Origin of the sequence: uncultured Chloroflexus sp., from assembly GCF_937951745.1 — a bacterium.
Taxonomy (GTDB): domain Bacteria; phylum Chloroflexota; class Chloroflexia; order Chloroflexales; family Chloroflexaceae; genus Chloroflexus.
The window spans coordinates 1-17,155 of the sequence record NZ_CALFBQ010000026.1 but is presented as its reverse complement, the minus strand read 5'-3'; the positions used below and the strand labels follow the sequence as shown (position 1 = coordinate 17,155).

Genomic DNA, 17,155 nt, shown 5'->3' with positions numbered 1-17,155 from the left:
CCACTGGCGTGGGAGAGGGGGTAAGGGCGCTCCTCTCCTCCGGCGTAGGAGGGGTTAGAGGTGGGGGCAACCACATTACGACGTCACCGGGGTGGTCACCCGTCGATACGCCGGCAGCGCAGGCAGGCGCGGCGGACGGGCTGGTTGGGGTTGGGCAGCCAACTGAGTACCTTTACGCCACAAACGCAAATCGATCAACTCACCGGCTAGCTCGTGGGCAGCTTCAACCCCAATGGCAAACCCTTTCTCCGGCGTCGTCAGGTCGAGGGTCGCGATGCTGCTCACATCGGGCTGAATAAGGAGGTCGGGTGGATACTGCTGCAAACGCAGTTCGGTCGCCTCCGCCATAAGCAAACTCAACGCCCGTTGGGCGACAGCGAATTGCTTAGGCGCGAACATGAGGCGAGCGAACAGGTTATCGTTCTCTTCGGGTTGGAGTGAGAAGCCGGTGTTGGCATCGCGCAGATCGACTGCGATCACCCGCTGCGCCCCCATCTCGTAGGCGACATCAACCGGCAGATTGTTGAGAATGCCGCCATCGGCGAGCAGCATCTCGCCGTAAGGCACTGGCGGGAAGAGCGCCGGCAGCGCCGTTGTCGCCAGCAGCGCCGGTACTACCGGCCCCTCGCGCAACACCACCAGCTCGCCGCTGACTAGATCGGTGGCGACGACGGCGCAAGGAATGCGCAGATCGGCAAAGGTGCGATCACCGAGCAAGCGGCGTAGCATCTCTTCGCGCCGGCGCTGACCGATAATACCGGTGCCGGTCGGATCAGGCGTGGCAATGCGGCGCAGTGCGCTCTGGCGAAAGACCTCTTGTATCGCGGGTAAGTCAAACCCAGCGGCGTAGAGCACTGCCACCGCTCCACCGGCTGACGTACCAACAATCAGGTCAATCGGTATGTCTAGCTCTTGTAGCACCTGCAAGACGCCGATGTGAGCAGCCCCCTTCCCACCGCCGCCGCTGAGCGCCAAACCCAGCCGCCGTTCCTCCGGCGGCGCGGCGGGCCGTTGCAATCGAGCGCGGATTCGGTTGAGCCATCTAATGTTGTTGTTCATATCATTAATTATACAATGCCGGGAACGGTTTGTGATCCCGTAGCGACGCTCAGCCGTGCGTCTCCATCAATACCGCCCCCGCATTGCCTGAATCAACCATCCGCCAATTCACGCACAACCACAGATCACGCGGTTCCCGCCAGCGCATTCGGCATGCTATCCGAGGGTGGCATTGGGTGGGGAGACGCACAGCCGTGCGTTGTGACGGGGATGACGACCGGTTGAACGTTCGTCACTGCCTCCTTGCCACTCGCCGGCCACCGGCGCACCCCGATATGCAATCGGGGGCAGAGGGGGAGGCGCACAGCCCCGCGTCTCTACAGGGATGACGACTGGTTGAACGTTCGGCTGGGCGTCGTTACGGGGATGACGATGCGACGGCATCCCTGTATAGGGCATGCCGTTGGTCAGCGCAGGGGATGGCAACAACCATCCCCGCGCGGTTACGGTTCAATCGGGATATTGCGCTGGCGGGCAATCTCACGCAGGGCGCGGGTGAGGCTTTCGAGCTGGCGTAACAGCAAGCTGACCTTGAACGCCGCTCCTTCGTCGCGTTCGATCCACTTCAGCAGGTCGCCGTCATGCACGGCGCGAGCGAGGCGGTCGCTCTCGTCAACCATTTGGTCGAGCGAACGGATGCGGAAAACACGGGATTTGTTCTTGGGTTGATTCTCAACCGTCTCTTCCACCACCGTCAAATACTCGCCGTCCGCCGCACCCTCCTCGTCTTCCCACACGTCATCGTGTTCAGGCAGATCAACCACTGCCACCGGCGTGTGGCTGAGCGGGCCGCCGCTGCTAACGTCCGGGGTAGCTTTGGTACGCAGCTCGGCGCCTTGTTCGAGCGCCTGCAAGGCGACGTCGAGGGTCAGGTTGGGGTTGGCGGCGAAGTAGGTCGTGAGCCGGCTCAGTTCTGCTGCCGACATACCCTCTTCGACCGCGAAGCGAGCTAGATCGATCTGGGTCTTAGGGTTGGTAATGCGACGCAAGTGCTGGGCTTGGGTCACGTTCAACTCGCCGCGCCGGATCATCTGCTGCACTTCTTCCGGCAGTTCGAGCAGGCCGAGGTAGCGGCGCACTGTGCGCGCGCCGAGACCGACCGCTTGCCCGACCGCTTCGTCAAGCTCGTTGTCGGGTAGTTTGCCGCGCGTGGCGATGATGTGCTCACGCAGCCGGGCGAAGGCGCGGGCTTGCTCGAGATCGTTGAGGTCTTGGCGCTGCACATTTTCGATCAACTGGCGCAGCAGCAGGTCAGGGTCATCACTATCGAGCACGATGCAAGGCACCTTGCTCAACCCAAGTTGGATCGCCGCTGCTCGCCGCCTCCCGCCGTAGACCACCCGGTACCGCCCACCTCCCGCTGGCGTCACCCCAATCGGCTGTAACAAACCGTATTCCGCAATCGTCGCCGCCAACCCAGCCACATCCCCCGGCTCCTCGCGCACCCCCGCCGGGTCAACGTCTAGTTGGCGCGGATCGAGATAAAGCAATTGCATCGCGGGTTCCCCCTTGACAACGCAATGACCGGTCAGCGCCGGTCATCGCGACTGCTATCCGAACAAGTGTGTCAAGTATAGCAGGCTTGGGCCATGCTGGCAACTTGTCTGCTGGCTTGTCCTTTTTGCGCCTTTACGTTACAATCTTCGCGCCTTTGCACTTTTCCTCTCTGAGGTATCTATGTTTGATCTCACCGGACGCACTGCGATTGTCACCGGCGCGGGACGCGGAATTGGCCGCGCCATCGCCGTCGCCCTCGCCGAACACGGCGCGTCCGTTGCCCTCCTCGACCGCGAGGCAACGCTAGTCGCCGAAGTGGCGGCGCAGCTTGGCCCCGCCGCATTGAGCGCCGCAGTTGATGTAGCTGATGCCGCCGCAGTGACGGCGGTGATCGGCGATGTGCTCGCGCAGTGGGGCAGGGTGGATATTCTGGTCAACAACGCCGCAATCATCAGCTCGGCGCCGTTCCTCGAACTAGCTCCTGCCGAATGGGAACGGACGCTGGCGGTCAATCTGAGCGCGATCTATCACACGTGCCGCACCGTCGTGCCGGCGATGATCGCCAATCGGTATGGCCGCTTGATCACCATCGCGTCGGTAGCCGGCAAGCGCGGTGGCGGCATTCTCGGCAGCGCCGCCTACAGCGCGGCCAAAGCCGGCGCGATCGGCTTGACCAAGGCCCTTGCCCGCGAACTGGCTCCACATGGCATCACCGCCAACGCCATCTGCCCCGGCCCGGTCGAGACGCCGTTGCTTGGCGCGATGACGCTGGCGCAGCGCGAGCGGGTGCAGGCACTCATTCCGCTGGGCCGCTTTGCCCAACCGGTCGAAGTGGCGGCAGCAGCGGTCTTCCTCGCTTCAGCAGAAGCTGCCTTCATCACCGGCGAGACACTCGATGTCGATGGCGGGATCACAATGGATTGAGGCAAAAGCGGGATTACAGCGCGTTTGTCAAGATATGGTACGATGACAGCGCTATCGGAAGCAACGACGCGATCGAGGACGCTATGCACGAACCGTTTATCTCAACGCTGTCGCTGGGACAAGTTCGCCAACTTCAACGCTTCTTTTTGATAGTGTCCGGAATCGTGGGAGTGGTTGCTATGATCGCCACGATTTCCGCGCTTATCTGGCAAACCGCTACCCTAATTGCGCTGATGATCCTCGATTGGATGTTGGTCGTCGGTCTGTTGCAGGCATGGGCGCAGGCGCGCAGCGGGCAAGTGCGCGTTTCGTTGATGACGTCATTTATCGCGCTGATATTGTACAGTCTAGCTGGTGCAGTGATCTTGCCAAACATCGCCAGTTTAATGGCGTTTGGACCGGTGATTGCAATTGTTGCCATGTTGCCGTTCCTCAGTGGCCAGATCCTCCGCCGCTTGCTCATCATTGCGTGGATTGGAGTCTTTGTCACACTCATCCTTGGTTCGCAGCTACGCCTCTTTCCACCTGTTCCTGATGTGTTGGAAATACCGTTTCAGTTTGCCGGGGTGTTGGGGATTAGCGCAATTTTACTCTTGCAACTGTGGCTATTTCACGAGCGGTTGATCGGCGTGATCACGCAGTTACGGCAAGTGAATGAAGATTTGCAGCGCGAACGGGCCAGTTTGCAAGAGCGGGTTGCGGAACGCACGGCGGAATTGCAACAGGTGTTGGCTGAAGTTGAGTGGCAAATGACTGAACAGAGCCGATTGCTGGCCGAGAATGAACGGCAGCGCGAGTTGATCCGCGGCCTGAGTATGCCGGTTTTGCCAGTAGGCCGCGCGACGCTGGTAATGCCCTTGGTGGGAGAGCTGGATGATGATCGGATCCGGCTAGCACAGTCAACTGCGTTGCAAGCGATCGATCAGACTGGCGCGCGCCATCTGGTGCTTGATATTACCGGCATGCCGTTTGTCGATACGACGGTTGCTGCCGGTCTCATTAAGCTAGTGCAAGCCGCCCGCTTGCTTGGCGCCGAGGTAACATTAGTCGGGGTGCGGCCGGAAGTGGCGCAGACGATGGTTGCGCTTGGCGTCGATCTGGCTGATGTGGCAACGGCAGCCGATCTAGCCTCGGCGCTGCGCCGCGAGCAGGTGGAAGTGTAACCGCAAAGGCGTAAAGCGTTTGAACCGCAAAGGCGCACAGACGCAAAGCGTTTGAACTGCACAGACGCAAAGGTGCAAAGGTTGTCAAGGATAGCTACCAGCACGCTGATGCCCCACCTACCAAAATCCTTCGCGCCTGTGCGTTTACCCCCTTCGCACCCTTCACGTTACCGGAACGAGCGGTTCTGCCGCCGGCGTTGGCGCTCGGCGAGCCAGCGGTCAAACGCTTGCGACAGTTCGCGCCAGTTGAAAATTTTGACGTCGGGCGCGACCTTGTTGCGCTGGATAATGACCCACGACCACAGGACGGCTTGCCCAATAAAGACAAAAATAACGATCCCGACCATAATCCAGAAATCCATCGTTCGCCTCCTGTCTATGGATGTACGCTTTTGACATATCATACTGCGATTATACGCTGAATGCAACAGCAGAAGCTGCTCACCGGCTTTGCCCAGCAATGTCTCTCTACCCATGATACCGCGCCAACCAGTGTTTGGCTAGCGTTTGCCTTGTCGTATGCCTTCCTTCGCTGCTATAATCAAGCTTGGATGCGATATGATACGGGCACAGCATCGCTGTGCCCTGATATTTAGTTCGGCCAAACCCTGTGTTATTGGTAACACCCCGCTGTTGCCACGGTGATGCGACCCATCATCTGATCGAAAGGGAAAGGATGAACGTGGTGCGTCTTGTCGTGCTTGTCCTGATAGCCGTATTTATAGTTGGTTGCGCTGCTCCGTCAGCCCCAACGCCGACCCCGCCGCCAACGGCTACGCCGTCGCCGGTACCCTCACCAACCCCCTCGCCTACAACGACCCCTGTCCCAACTCCAACCGCTGCTGCGGCGCCGGCGGGCAGTGCGATTCCGGCGGCAATTCGCCAAACGGCTACTATCGATACCTATCGAATGCAGTTGGTTTTGCGCGGCAGCGGGTTAGTTGGCGGGTTCAATCTGGGTAATGCGACAACCGAACTGCTAGGGCTTGATGCGCAATTTGCCGGTGCCGATGTCTCGTTTACGTTGCGTGGCTTTCTGGCGGCGTTTCTCGGCGCTGACGTGACCCGCGGCTTGCAGGCAATGACGGTGGGAGGGGTAAGTTATGCCCGCGGCCCGCTAACTTTTCTCGGTGCGCCTGATGATGTCTGGTATCGGTTAGCCCCCGAACAGAGCGCGATTGCCACGCCGCCAGCGCAGGTCGATACTACATTGAGCGCAGTAGGCAACGCCGGCGCCGATTTCAGTCGCTTTACCGCTGGTGCGACCGCTGAACGTAACGGCGTTCGTTGCCAAGAGTATCGCGGTGATCGCGACGCAACGACAGCCCTTTTCGCCAGTCTTAATGCCGTCGGTCTCCCTACGCAGTTGCCTGAAAGTGCAATTACTGACGCGGCAGCGCAGGTTTGGGTGTGCGATGATGGGTATCTGCACCAACTTACCATTACCTTCACCGGCACGGCGACCGATCCGCAAGGTCAAGCGCAACCCTTCTCATTCGCGCTCGATGTGCAACTCAGCGAGATCAATGGGTCGATCCGGCTTATGCCTCCGGCCGATTTCCGTGATTTGCCGGCGCCGGGGAATGGGACGCCTAGACCGTGAGTGATTTAGGCTGCGCTGTGGGAGGGGTGCTCGCGCTCCTCATATTGGGGCGCGGGCTGCGGGCGGGCCGCCCGTGCTTCCAATAGCATGCAACGATCTATGCTGCTCAGACGTACTGTTATGCGGGAAGAATAGTAGTGTGCGGGATCTTTGCGTCTGCTGCGGGCAAAGGAGTATGCCCATGAGTAGGAGAACTCGCTGGTTGGTTGGGCTAGCGCTAGCCCTGTTGCTGCTTACGCCGGTATTGGCCCAAGGTCGGCTGGTGCTGGTCGACCCGGCTGGCCGGCTGAACGAATCGGCGGTGCAAGCCGCTGCCGGCCCCCTGATCCGGCGCGGTGCGCAGGTGGCGGTGTATGTGGTTGATAACGGTGGCGAGGCTGATTTTAATCGCCGCTTGATCGCCGATGGCCTTGGCCGTAGCGATGGTTCGGTGCGCTCGAATTTGATCGCGATCTATGTTGCGGTCAATGATCGCTACAGCGCGATCGTTTTCGGTGATGATTGGAATGCGGCGCTGGCAGTAAATGACAACTATGAGACGATCCGTTCCACCCAGCTTAACCCCGGTCTGGCCGCCGGTGATTTTACCCGCGGCGTGACCAGCGCTTTGACAGCGATTGAAACAGCGATTGTAAATCCGCCCCGGCCCGGCGGCGGTTTGACGATCAATACCGATTTGACTCCAGTGGTAATCGGCGGGTTGGGCTTGGCTGGCGCGGCTGCGGCTGGGGCGGGCGCGTACCAATTGCGCCGTCGCCGGCAGACGCGGCAGGCTGCTGAGAAGCGCCTGCGCGATGCTCGCGAACAGGCGGGAGGATGGGTAGTGCAGCTCGGCCAGCGGTTTGCTGACGCCGCAGAAAAGGCTAAATACGACCGCGTTTCGTACCCGCCAGCGGCAGTGGCCGAGTTGCTCCAAATGCAAGAAGCGGCGCGCAACGCCTTTACTGCTCTGAAGGTCACTTTTGACGAGATCGGCGAGCAACTGAACCGTGAAGCGAAGCCGTCGCTGGAAGCGTTAGCTGCGGCGGCTACGGCCTATGAACAATTGCAGGAAAAGGCGGCTACGGTTGCTGAACGATTACACGCGCTTGAGCAGCGCCGCGCCGAACTCGATGCGCTGGCGCGTCAAGCGCAGGAGGATGTCGATCAGGCAAAAAAAGTCCTGACCGGCGTCGCTGAACGGCTGCCGCAGTTTGGCAATGAGCTGGCCGATCATGCCGGAGTGTTAGCCCCAGCGCAGCGCGAGCTGGAGCGCGCCGTCGCGGTGCTAGCGCAGCTCGAGGCGGCGGTGGCGAGTACGGCGGCGCGAGCGGCGTCGGTCATAGGGCAGACGTTGATCAATATTCTGGATCGTTACGCCAAGGCGCGCGCGGCTATTGCGCAGGGTCGCCGCACCGCCGAGGCGTTGGCTGCCGAAGGTTATCGCATGGATGCCTGCCATGCCGCGCTGGATGCGGCCCGCGCAGCGCTTGACCGGTTGGCCGCCGCGTTGCAGCAAGGTGATTTGGAAACGGCGGAAGCGGCAATCATGGAAGCGGAAGCGGCGTTGGAGCGCGCCCGTCAAGAAGGGTTCGATCTGCCTGCGATCCGTGCCGAGAACGAGCGGCGGATCGCGGCGCTAGCTGAGCGTGGCCCGCAGATTGCCGATCTGATTGCCCAAGGGCGCGAGGCGTTCGATCTGGTTGATGAGTTTGCCGAGAGTACGTGGGCAGATATTTGCGGCAACGGCAGCGAGGCCGAGGCGGCGGCTGAGCGAGCGTTTGAGCATTGGGAAGCAGCTAAAGCTGCGAACACCATGGAAACGCAAGAGTTTTTGGCCGCGCGCTCGTACCTCGATGCCGCCGAGCAGGAGCTTGATCACGTCGAGCGGCTGATCGGCGCGATTACCGACCGCTTACGCGCACTGGAGCATGCCCGTGCTATTGCCCGCGATCTCTTGGCTGAAGCTGATCGGTCGATCAACGCTGGCCGTTCGTTTGTGGCCGCTCACGATGCCGATGTTAGCCCGCAGGCCGACACCTTGCTGGCACGCGCGGCCACCCTCTTGCAAGCAGCCCAAGCCGAAGCCGCCAAACCTAACCCCGATTGGCTGCGGCTGGTGCAAGATGCGCAAGAGGCTGACCGGCTGGCCGATCAGGCGCTAGCTGGCGCGCGTGATGAAGCCGAACAGACTGCCCGCTTGCGCGAACGCGCCCAGCAGGCACAGCAGTTAGCAACCGCCGAAGTGCAAAAGTTGGTGCATTACGCCTCGGTGCATGACGCTGATCTAGCCCCGGCGACTATCCAGCAGATCGAGCAGGTGCGGCAGCAGGTACAGCAGACATTTGCCTTGATGCGCCAAGCCGAGGAACGCGAGGATGCCGCCCGCCGGCAGGTGCTGACCGAGACGATTGAACGCTATCAAGTCATCTTGCAAATGGCGATGGCAGCCTATCAAGCCGCGTATGCCGATGTGCAACGGCTGGAAGCGTTGCGTGCCCAACTTAATCAAGCGTTGCAGCAGGCCCGTGATCGGTTGGATCGGATTGAACGGCTGCGTACAGCGTCGCTCTTGGGTTGGCCGGCTTCGGTAAGCGGCAAATATACCGCGTTACAGCAGCGGTTTAATCACATCCGGTTGCCAATCAACGGTGAACAGGCCCTAAACGCAGCATTGGCTGAGGCAAAGGCAATTATTACCGCAGCGGATGAACTGCTCCTGACGTTGCAACCATCATTGTCATCGCGGACTGCCACCGATAGTGTCGCTTCGACAATCGGGCGGGCTGCCGGCGGTTGGGGGTACAGCCGGAGTTGGAGCAGCTCATCACGGCGCAGCTCTTGGGGCAGCTCCTCGTCGAGCAGCAGTGGCTGGAGTAGCCGCGGCGGCGGTGGCGGTTCGTTCGGTCGCGGCGGCGGTGGCGGCTCATTTGGCAGGCGCGGTGGCGGCGGCGGCTGGTAATTCTAACCGCTCCGGTGCTGCTTCCGCCAGCGTTTGCCACGGCATGAGATAGTCGTCATTCACTTCCGGTTGCGGCGCCGCCAGCAACCGGCGGGGGCCGTAGCGGAAGAAGAGGCCGTGTGCCGCGCACCGGAGGTACGTGCCCTCGGAGGTGAGTGGCTGGCCGCAGCGGGGGCAGGTGAGGTTGGTGTGCATGATCTCCTCCTTCAAAATCACACGCCGCTTGACCCTTTTGGGTCAGCGGCGTTGCATTCCTCGGCCTCTTTACCGGTAGATAATCTCTCCTTAGTTATTGTACAATATGGACGTTACACTGTACAGTCGTTTTATGCGGTGATAGCACCGGATGCAGATGGCTCAACTGGGTTGATGGTGCCATGCGGGCGGCGCAGTTGGTGATTGAGCGGGGCGATTATGGCTAAACATCCCCTAGCAATGGCGCTGGCGAAAGTGATTATTGCGGCGGCGTGGGCCGATGGCGAGTTGACGCTAGATGAGATCAACGATTTGAAGCGGTTGTTGGCCGAGTTGGGCCAAACCAGCGGCAATCTCGCATTAACCGCCGAAGAGTGGGCTGAGCTGGAAATTTATCTCCATTCACCGGTGGAGGCTGCCGAACGGGCGCGGTTGATCGCCGATCTGCGTGATCTGATTGCAACGCCGACTGAGCGCCAGATTGCAATCAGTGCCATCGATCGCTTGCTTGCCGCCGATCGGGTGTTAACGCCAGCCGAGCGCGCGGTTGCCCAAGAAATTCATGCCGCGCTCGATCACGATAACCATAGCCTGCTCCACCAATTGGGCCGCGCCTTCCGCTTGGCGCTTGGCATTCGCGCTCGTGGTCCCAATCGCGAAGATCTGTTGCAAGAGTTTTTGCGCAACCGGATTTATTACGCATTGAACATGCGTCTTGGCATCCATATTGACGAACTGGGTGTTGATCAGCGCGAGGTCTACGCGCTGGCTTTAGCCGGTGGCCTATTAGCCCACGTCGCGCGTGCCGATAAGGAGGTGACCCCGGCTGAGCATGATAAGATTGTAGCGATTCTCGAAGAATGGTGGCATCTCGACCATGCCCGCGCCACACTTGTGGCCGAGGTGGCCTTGGCTGAGAGTGCGGCCAGCCTTGATTTCTTCCGTCTCGCCAAAGAGTTTGCCGAGTCAACCTCGGTCGAGCAGCGCGAACGATTTCTTGATGCGCTGTTTGCGGTGGCTCTCGCTGACGGCGAACTGTCTGGCGCTGAAAGCGCCGAGATTAGCCGGATCACTGCCGCTATTAACCTGCCTCATGATCGCTTTGTGGCGGCGCGGATGCGTTTGCCGCGCCAACCCGGAAAACGCTTATGATGGTGACCCTCTTTGCGCCGCTTGACATGCATCTGCATCTGCGCGAAGGCGCGATGTTGCGCCTTGTCGCGCCTTTTTCCGCCACCCAATTCGCCGGCGCTGTGATTATGCCAAACCTGATCCCGCCGGTGGATAACGCCGAGCGGTTGGCGCGCTATCGAGCCGAGATTCTGGCTGCGACGGAACCCTACCCGTTTCTGCCGCTGATGACGCTCTTTTTTCGCCCGTATGATGCGGCGACGTTGCGGTCGCTGCGTGATCAGATCTTTGCGATTAAGCTCTACCCCGCAGGTGTGACCACCAACAGCGCTGGCGGGGTGAGCGATCTGGCCGCGATTGAGCCAACGCTAGCGCTGATGGAAGAACTAGGTATTCCGCTGCTAGTGCATGGCGAGAGCCACGGCTTTGTGCTTGATCGCGAAGCCGAGTTTTTGCCTGTCTACGAGCGGTGGGCGCGCGCGTTTCCGCGCCTGCGGATTGTGATGGAGCATATTACCACTGCCGCCGCGCTCGATCTGCTCGACCGCTATCCCAATCTGTTTGCGACGGTGACACTGCATCACCTAATGATTACACTCGATGATGTAGCCGGTGAGTTGTTGCAGCCGCACCTCTTCTGTAAGCCGATTGCAAAGCGTCCGGCGGATCGCGATGCGCTGCTGGCGGCGGCGTTGGCTGGCTATCCCAAGCTGATGTTGGGCAGTGACTCGGCTCCGCACCCGATTGATCGCAAAGAAGCCGCCTTCTGCGCTGCCGGGGTCTTTTCGGCGCCGGTGCTGCTGCCGCTGCTGGTTGAGCTGTTTGAGCGCCACGATGCGCTCGATCGCTTGCCGGCGTTTGTCAGCGGCAATGCTTGCCGTATCCACGGTTTGACCCCGCCAGCGCGTATGGTGCGGCTGGTTGAAGAACCGTGGCAGGTGCCGGATCGTTATGGCAATGTCGTGCCGTTTGCTGCCGGCCAGACGTTGCGCTGGCGGGTGGTGAACGAGGAAGCCAAGGCGTAGAGGTGCAGAGGTTCTTAACGCAAAAGACGCGAAGAATGCAAATGGGTTTGCGGGAATGTCATAAGACGAGTTGTCTCGCTCGCCCGATACCGCTTCGCGCTTTTACGTCTATCAAACCTTGGCGATCCTGTGCGTGCTTTACGCCTTTGCGGTTACATGCGCTGCGCCTTACGTAATCGCCTTGCCCGCCAACCCGCCGCCCCACACGTCGGGAGGCGGCGGCGGCATAAACAGATCGGTCACATCAATTGCTTGCCGCAACCGGCCAAAGGTGGTAGCGATGAAGGTGATCCGGCGCAAGCGCGCTGCCAGCACCGGTCGCTCCAGCTCGCACAGCGGCCCAAGATCGATCCGGTAGTAGCGTTCGCTAGCGCGGGGATGGTTAGGTTCGTCAGGCAAGAGATCACGACGCTGCACGATGTGATAGCGCAGCACGGCAGCGTAACGCTGCACCCGCCATCGCTCAGCACCGAAGGATCCCGGTTGGTAGAAGGCGAGATAATCAGCGGCAAGACGGGGCGGGGCATAGCTCAGCGGTAGCCGGTACCACCCCGCGCTGCGGGCTAGTTCAAGGTCACGGGGACGCGGCACGATTACCACCAGTACCCGCGCGTCATTATCAGGTTCTAGCATAGCGATCTCCGGTTGAGTACATCGCGGAGGTAGCCTCCTCTAATGGAGGGGCGCTTTCTCCCTCTCCCGGCGGGAAGGGCTGACGGTGCTTACCCCCAACCTTCCCCCGTTGGAGTGAGAGGAAGATCTTCCATTGGTGAGCGCGTCGGTGTCATTGCGAGCCGCCGGAGGCGGCGAAGCAATCTCCCCAAAAGCGGAGGATATTCGTTAACGTTGAAGGGGGAAATGCTTTGGGCGCTTACGTGCCCTCGCAATGACAAACGCTGGCGCGATCCATGTCCTCCGTTCCATTAGTTTGGCTCGTTTCCGCCAGCCGATCCGTGGTACACTACAAACAGGCCCTCTATATATGAAACCGTCGCAACTTGCCAAACGTTATGCGCTTTTTTCGTCAATTTTTGCTCATCATAACCATCGTGTTCGCGTTGGCGGCCTGCGCAGCGCCGGCTCAGCCGACCGTGCGGGCAAGCATCGGTGCGATCGAGGCGGTCAATGCTGATAACAGTGAAGGGTTTGAGCGTGTCACGACGCCGCGACTGTTCGTGTTTCCTGCCGATCACGGCCCGCACCCGGCCTTCCAAACCGAATGGTGGTACTACACCGGCAACCTCACCGCCGACAATGGCCGGCGCTTTGGCTTTCAACTGACCTTCTTCCGCCGCGCGCTCAGCCCCAGTCCGCCGGCCCGCGAGTCGGCGTGGGCAGCGAGTGAAGTGTACATGGCCCATTTTGCCCTGAGCGACATCGATGGCGGCCAGTTTTACGCCTTCGAGCGGTTTAGTCGCGCTGCGGCGGGGTTGGCCGGCGCCAGCGGCGAACCGTTCCGTGTTTTTCTCAACGATTGGTCAGTGGAAGGCAGCGGCCCGGAAGGCATGACGATGCATCTGCGCGCTGCTCAAGATGATGTTGCCCTCGACTTGATCGCGGTCAATAGCCGACCGCCGGTACTCCAAGGCAATGCTGGCGTGAGCCAGAAGGGGTCGCAGATTGGCAATGCCTCGGCGTACTACTCACTCACTCGTATGGTTAGTGAGGGTACGATCCGCATTGGCGCGACGACGTATGCGGTGCGCGGCTTGACGTGGATGGATCGCGAGTGGGGTACCAGTGCGCTCGAAGAGGGGCTGACAGGATGGGATTGGTTTGCGTTGCAGCTTGAGAGTGGGCACGATCTGATGTATTACCAACTACGCGAAGCCGACGGCAGGCCGTCGCCGTTTGTTGGCGGTAGTCTCGTATTGCCCGACGATACCGTGATCATTCTCGAGCCCGGCGATGTCGAGCTGAGCGTGACCGATACGTGGCGTAGCCCGCGCAGCGGTGCGGTCTATCCTTCCGGTTGGCGCTTGCGCCTGCCGCGCTATGGGTTAGACCTCACTATCACGCCGGCAATACGCGATCAAGAATTGCCCGTGACTGTGGTCTATTGGGAAGGAGCGGTGACGGTGAGCGGCACGATGAGCGGGCGCGGCTATGTGGAATTGACCGGCTATGCTGACACGAAATGAGCCGGCGCTGCCGCCGATCACATTGATCAGCGGCTTCCTTGGCAGCGGCAAGACGACGCTGTTGCGCCGGCTGTTGGCTCGTGCCGATCGCCGAATCGGCGTGATCGTCAATGAGTTTGGTGTGATTGGGATTGACGGCGCGTTGTTGGCACAAAGTGGCGCTAGTCAGTTGATCGAATTGAGCGGCGGGTGTGTGTGTTGTGTGGCCGGCAGCGATCTGATCTTGGCGATCGAAACGCTCTCGAATAGCGGCCTGCTCGACGCCATTGCAATTGAAACGAGCGGTTTGGCCGAGCCGGGAGCGATTGTGCGCCAGCTCCGCGCTGTGGATATTTCGCTCGATGCGCTCGTGACGCTGGTGTCAGCCGCCGATTATGAGCAGGCGCTGGCTGCAACTCCCTTGGCGATGCGCCAGATTCAGGTTGCCGATCTGATCATACTGACCCATGGCGATCTGGTTGATGCACAGACGATGCATGGTGTCACCGGACAGATTCGCCAGCTTAACCGGCGCGCGCCGATTGTGCCAGCAAGCTATGGTGATGTCTCGCCTGATCTGATCTTCAGTCCGCGCAGCGATGGCCACCTGCCGGCTGAGTTGTCCCACCAGCATGCTGAATTTCACGCGCTAAGCTGGCAAGCCGATCTGCCGTTGCGCCGATCAACGTTCGAACAGGCCCTGCGCGATCTGGCGGTAAAGGGCCTTTTCCGCGCCAAAGGGATTGTCTACTGCACCGACTCGCCGTGGGCCGATGAAGTGCATCTGGTAGCCGGCAGGCTGCGCTTGAGCGCGCTACGGCTTGCGCAGCGGTCTATACCGCTCTGCCGACTAGTGCTGATCGGGCGTGAACAGGCGCTGGCTGAGGCTAGCGTTGCCCTCGACGCCTGCATTGATAGCGCCGAACGAATCGCACAGTGGCGCGCGCGTTGCACTGAAGGCGAATGAAGGGACGCTGGCAAAGACAGCTTGACCGGCTTGTTGTTCAGCGACAATCACGTCGCGGAGTCGTGGGAGATCATTGGTATAAGTGGCAATTGTATTGGCTGCATTAGCGCAGAGCCGTGCGTGCAGCTTTGCAATACGCTGGCCGAGGCCGCCGTCAAGTAGCCACCGTCCGGCGATGCGCTGCTGATCTAACGATCTCATATTGCGATCTTCCCGCCAAATGACTTCGGCGATCAGATGGATCAACCAGCCGGCCCGTCCAGCGTTCAGATCGGCAGCTAGATCAAGTGCGTCATCGCGTAATTGGCGAGCCAGAATTAGCCAGTTGAGCACGCCAGCCAATGTATGCCAAGCCGGATCATCCGGCGGCAGGCCGGCCAGTGTCAAATGTGCGATTTGCGTTACGTGCCAACCCGCAGCACGATCGCACACCCACTGCGCGGTTAGCGCCTGCAATTGCCAAGGTTGCCATTGACCATCAACAGCCCGCGCCGCCAGTTCGCGCCGGTAAGCGGCGACCATTCGGTGTTCCAAGCTGTGCAATAAGTAATGGCTGATGCCAAGACGCAGAAACATCCGCCACGATCGTCGCCCCAATGCGTGCGCCAATCGTCCGGTATACGCCGGCATTTCACCATCGAGGCACGCATCGCGTAGGGTTGCAGCCCAACTACCGCACAGCGTGGCGAGCGCCGCACGACAAAGAATGGGGGCCGGAAGCGGCCAGTGGGGAGCCAGCCAATATGGCCACAGCGTTAACAGCCGGTGCAATTCACCGTCAAGCGCTTGACGTGCTGGCATCTGCAATGAGAATGGCAGCCTGACGATCAGTCGGGTTAGCTTGATCTGAATCGTTTGCCAGCGCCTGCGTTCGGTTGGTGACAGCGATAGCATAATGTGGTTCAGGCAGCCTCTGAATAATCACCGCCGTTATATCATCGCTCTGTTCTAACTCACCGCGAAAATCGGCGACAGCGGCCCACATATGGTCGAGCGCTTGTTGGGGATCAGTGGCATCAATTTGGCGGATCAGATTCATCAACCGATCAAACCCAAACAGCTCGCGCTGAGCGTTACGGGTCTCGAAGAAGCCATCAGTCAACAAAAATACCTGATCTCCCAATTGGAGGTTGAGCGTGATCTCGGAATATTCAACGGTCGGTTGCACACCAAGCGGCAGGCTCGGGCAGCCGATCTCGTGAACCTGATCACCGCGCCGGAGATAGGGGAAGGGATGACCAGCGGTGGCAAAGATGAGCGTTGAGGTCGCCGGATCGAGGATGCCGAGAAATACAGTCACATATTGGGCCTGCAAGCCATCACGGCAGAGCATTTCATTCGTAGCGCGCAAGACGGCTGCCGGCGATTGGTAGGCAGCAATATATGAACGTAAGAGCGAGCGAGCCATGACCATCACGAGTGCAGCCGGAACACTTTTGCCGGTCACATCGGCCACTACAATGGCCCAGCGCCCATCGGGCAGTTGCACAAAATCGTAAAAATCGCCGCTCGTTTCACGGGCCGCTTCTAGGCGAGCGACAATCCGAATGTCTCCGAGCGGTGGTGGCGGCGGTGGATAGAGGCGCTGCTGGATATGACGGGCCAGTTCTAATTCATAGCGGACCATCTGGTCTTGCATCAATTGCAGACGAGCTTGATTGAGCTGGCGCTGTGATGCAGAGAGTTGCCATTGATAAAAGGAGATAGCGACCCATACCAGAATAGTGTAAATCAAGATAGGAATAAAGAACCCAGTCGATTCTTCAAAAACGCCTCGCGGTGTGGGGTTGACGGTAAATATTATGACATAAACGGCAAAGATCACTATCAGATTACCGATTGTGATCAAGCCGGCGAACCGCCAACCCAACAATAATCCGGCGAGAATTACGAATAAGGGGGTCGTTTCGGCGAATATCGTTACACGAAGCAGATCGTGTTCGATCGCATTCGCCACCATGATCAACAAAATGCCGAGATTTGTCCAAAGAACCAACAAGACGGCGCCGATTCGTTCACGCTCATGGCGGATCAACCATTCTATCCATCCGTTGACTGCTAAGGATGTTACCACAATTGCATAGTACAACGGCCGGGAAAGGGGTGGAATCAGCATGATCAGCAACGCGACAATCGTCAGCAGCACAACAAGATTGTTGAGCATCCGCAACATCGTGTGCAGGCGCAACTGCTCATTCTGGGCATCGATCTGCCCTAGCAATTCATTCACAACGTTGGCATCTCGCGGTTTCATAACGTGTTGCAAATGCTCAGCGTCTCACCTAATCGCTAACTCCACCCGCTGAGTGAAGTCGCTTGCTGATCGATATTTTCAAGCTGCTTGCGTTGCGCCGGATCAGTAAGCGCTTTGCGCAATCGATCCATTTCGGCAGGATCGGGCTGCAATCCAGCCTCTTTAGCTGCGGCATCCGGATCAGCGAGCAGCCGCTTGCGGAAAGTAGGATCAAGCACGGCTCTGCCGATCAGCCGTTCAAAATCAGGGCTCATGCGGACGTGGCCTCCTAGTCTT

General features: G+C 59.7%; 16 protein-coding genes. 8 read left to right on the top strand and 8 right to left on the bottom strand.

The window, feature by feature from the left end; translation table 11 throughout:
- Positions 1-75: 75 nt before the first annotated feature.
- Both Q1A59_RS07050 and Q1A59_RS07045 read right to left on the bottom strand, forming a co-directional pair.
- A complete protein-coding gene (locus Q1A59_RS07050; RefSeq protein ID WP_298402328.1) occupies positions 76-1,059 on the bottom strand; it encodes a patatin-like phospholipase family protein in 984 nt (327 codons plus the stop codon).
- 443 nt (positions 1,060-1,502) lie between these two features.
- Positions 1,503-2,555: a ParB/RepB/Spo0J family partition protein gene (locus tag Q1A59_RS07045; RefSeq protein WP_298402326.1), complete on the bottom strand. Its 1,053-nt coding sequence runs from the start codon at positions 2,553-2,555 to the stop codon at positions 1,503-1,505.
- 181 nt (positions 2,556-2,736) lie between these two features.
- Between Q1A59_RS07045 and Q1A59_RS07040 the strand changes: the two genes are divergently transcribed.
- Both Q1A59_RS07040 and Q1A59_RS07035 read left to right on the top strand, forming a co-directional pair.
- The gene (locus Q1A59_RS07040) at positions 2,737-3,480 is read left to right on the top strand and encodes an SDR family NAD(P)-dependent oxidoreductase (protein ID WP_298402324.1); all 744 of its coding nucleotides are present in this window, start codon (positions 2,737-2,739) and stop codon (positions 3,478-3,480) included.
- An 83-nt stretch (positions 3,481-3,563) separates the two neighbouring features.
- On the top strand, positions 3,564-4,643 hold the full coding sequence (locus Q1A59_RS07035) for an STAS domain-containing protein (RefSeq protein WP_298482009.1): 1,080 nt from the start codon (positions 3,564-3,566) through the stop codon (positions 4,641-4,643).
- 167 nt (positions 4,644-4,810) lie between these two features.
- On the opposite strand, the gene Q1A59_RS07030 is transcribed toward Q1A59_RS07035, so the two are convergent.
- Positions 4,811-5,005, bottom strand: a complete 195-nt coding sequence (locus tag Q1A59_RS07030; protein ID WP_066783033.1) for a hypothetical protein — start codon at positions 5,003-5,005, stop codon at positions 4,811-4,813.
- A gap of 320 nt (positions 5,006-5,325) precedes the next feature.
- On the opposite strand from Q1A59_RS07030, the gene Q1A59_RS07025 reads away from it, so the two are divergent.
- Positions 5,326-6,246 carry a hypothetical protein gene (locus Q1A59_RS07025; RefSeq protein WP_298402318.1) on the top strand — a complete coding sequence of 307 codons (921 nt, stop codon included), beginning with the start codon at positions 5,326-5,328 and terminating at the stop codon, positions 6,244-6,246.
- A 181-nt stretch (positions 6,247-6,427) separates the two neighbouring features.
- The gene (locus Q1A59_RS07020) at positions 6,428-9,187 is read left to right on the top strand and encodes a TPM domain-containing protein (protein WP_299644575.1); all 2,760 of its coding nucleotides are present in this window, start codon (positions 6,428-6,430) and stop codon (positions 9,185-9,187) included.
- Here the strand turns inward: Q1A59_RS07020 and Q1A59_RS07015 are convergent.
- Positions 9,152-9,382, bottom strand: coding sequence for a hypothetical protein (locus tag Q1A59_RS07015; protein WP_298402314.1), 231 nt, complete (start codon positions 9,380-9,382; stop codon positions 9,152-9,154). The genes Q1A59_RS07020 and Q1A59_RS07015 overlap by 36 nt on opposite strands.
- Before the next feature lie 219 nt (positions 9,383-9,601).
- On the opposite strand from Q1A59_RS07015, the gene Q1A59_RS07010 reads away from it, so the two are divergent.
- Both Q1A59_RS07010 and pyrC read left to right on the top strand, forming a co-directional pair.
- Positions 9,602-10,534 carry a TerB family tellurite resistance protein gene (locus Q1A59_RS07010; RefSeq protein WP_298402311.1) on the top strand — a complete coding sequence of 311 codons (933 nt, stop codon included), beginning with the start codon at positions 9,602-9,604 and terminating at the stop codon, positions 10,532-10,534.
- The gene (gene pyrC / locus Q1A59_RS07005; RefSeq protein ID WP_298402309.1) at positions 10,531-11,538 is read left to right on the top strand and encodes a dihydroorotase; all 1,008 of its coding nucleotides are present in this window, start codon (positions 10,531-10,533) and stop codon (positions 11,536-11,538) included. Before Q1A59_RS07010 ends, pyrC begins: the two co-directional genes overlap by 4 nt.
- Before the next feature lie 168 nt (positions 11,539-11,706).
- On the opposite strand, the gene Q1A59_RS07000 is transcribed toward pyrC, so the two are convergent.
- Positions 11,707-12,171, bottom strand: a complete 465-nt coding sequence (locus Q1A59_RS07000) for a hypothetical protein (RefSeq protein ID WP_298402307.1) — start codon at positions 12,169-12,171, stop codon at positions 11,707-11,709.
- A gap of 377 nt (positions 12,172-12,548) precedes the next feature.
- Between Q1A59_RS07000 and Q1A59_RS06995 the strand changes: the two genes are divergently transcribed.
- Positions 12,549-13,679, top strand: coding sequence for a lipocalin-like domain-containing protein (locus Q1A59_RS06995; protein ID WP_298402305.1), 1,131 nt, complete (start codon positions 12,549-12,551; stop codon positions 13,677-13,679).
- Positions 13,663-14,625 carry a GTP-binding protein gene (locus Q1A59_RS06990; protein ID WP_298402303.1) on the top strand — a complete coding sequence of 321 codons (963 nt, stop codon included), beginning with the start codon at positions 13,663-13,665 and terminating at the stop codon, positions 14,623-14,625. Before Q1A59_RS06995 ends, Q1A59_RS06990 begins: the two co-directional genes overlap by 17 nt.
- On the opposite strand, the gene Q1A59_RS06985 is transcribed toward Q1A59_RS06990, so the two are convergent.
- The 3 genes from Q1A59_RS06985 to Q1A59_RS06975 all read right to left on the bottom strand — a co-directional run.
- Positions 14,509-15,426, bottom strand: coding sequence for a hypothetical protein (locus Q1A59_RS06985; protein ID WP_299644569.1), 918 nt, complete (start codon positions 15,424-15,426; stop codon positions 14,509-14,511). The two genes, Q1A59_RS06990 and Q1A59_RS06985, sit on opposite strands and share 117 nt — an antisense overlap.
- Positions 15,404-16,879, bottom strand: a complete 1,476-nt coding sequence (locus tag Q1A59_RS06980) for a PP2C family protein-serine/threonine phosphatase (RefSeq protein WP_299644566.1) — start codon at positions 16,877-16,879, stop codon at positions 15,404-15,406. Before Q1A59_RS06980 ends, Q1A59_RS06985 begins: the two co-directional genes overlap by 23 nt.
- Positions 16,880-16,914: 35 nt before the next feature.
- The coding region (locus Q1A59_RS06975) for a Franean1_4349 family RiPP (protein WP_299644563.1) at positions 16,915-17,155 on the bottom strand (241 nt) is incomplete at its 5' end.

What these genes read in the sequence shown, in the direction of transcription:
- Q1A59_RS07050 (WP_298402328.1), bottom strand. Translation starts at nt 1,059, where the DNA reads ATGAACAACAACATTAGATGGCTCAACCGAATCCGCGCTCGATTGCAA.
- Q1A59_RS07045 (WP_298402326.1), bottom strand. Translation starts at nt 2,555, where the DNA reads ATGCAATTGCTTTATCTCGATCCGCGCCAACTAGACGTTGACCCGGCG.
- Q1A59_RS07040 (WP_298402324.1), top strand. Translation starts at nt 2,737, where the DNA reads ATGTTTGATCTCACCGGACGCACTGCGATTGTCACCGGCGCGGGACGC.
- Q1A59_RS07035 (WP_298482009.1), top strand. Translation starts at nt 3,564, where the DNA reads ATGCACGAACCGTTTATCTCAACGCTGTCGCTGGGACAAGTTCGCCAA.
- Q1A59_RS07030 (WP_066783033.1), bottom strand. Translation starts at nt 5,005, where the DNA reads ATGGATTTCTGGATTATGGTCGGGATCGTTATTTTTGTCTTTATTGGG.
- Q1A59_RS07020 (WP_299644575.1), top strand. Translation starts at nt 6,428, where the DNA reads ATGAGTAGGAGAACTCGCTGGTTGGTTGGGCTAGCGCTAGCCCTGTTG.
- Q1A59_RS07015 (WP_298402314.1), bottom strand. Translation starts at nt 9,382, where the DNA reads ATGCACACCAACCTCACCTGCCCCCGCTGCGGCCAGCCACTCACCTCC.
- Q1A59_RS07010 (WP_298402311.1), top strand. Translation starts at nt 9,602, where the DNA reads ATGGCTAAACATCCCCTAGCAATGGCGCTGGCGAAAGTGATTATTGCG.
- pyrC (WP_298402309.1), top strand. Translation starts at nt 10,531, where the DNA reads ATGATGGTGACCCTCTTTGCGCCGCTTGACATGCATCTGCATCTGCGC.
- Q1A59_RS07000 (WP_298402307.1), bottom strand. Translation starts at nt 12,171, where the DNA reads ATGCTAGAACCTGATAATGACGCGCGGGTACTGGTGGTAATCGTGCCG.
- Q1A59_RS06995 (WP_298402305.1), top strand. Translation starts at nt 12,549, where the DNA reads ATGCGCTTTTTTCGTCAATTTTTGCTCATCATAACCATCGTGTTCGCG.
- Q1A59_RS06990 (WP_298402303.1), top strand. Translation starts at nt 13,663, where the DNA reads ATGCTGACACGAAATGAGCCGGCGCTGCCGCCGATCACATTGATCAGC.
- Q1A59_RS06985 (WP_299644569.1), bottom strand. Translation starts at nt 15,426, where the DNA reads ATGCCAGCACGTCAAGCGCTTGACGGTGAATTGCACCGGCTGTTAACG.
- Q1A59_RS06980 (WP_299644566.1), bottom strand. Translation starts at nt 16,879, where the DNA reads ATGAAACCGCGAGATGCCAACGTTGTGAATGAATTGCTAGGGCAGATC.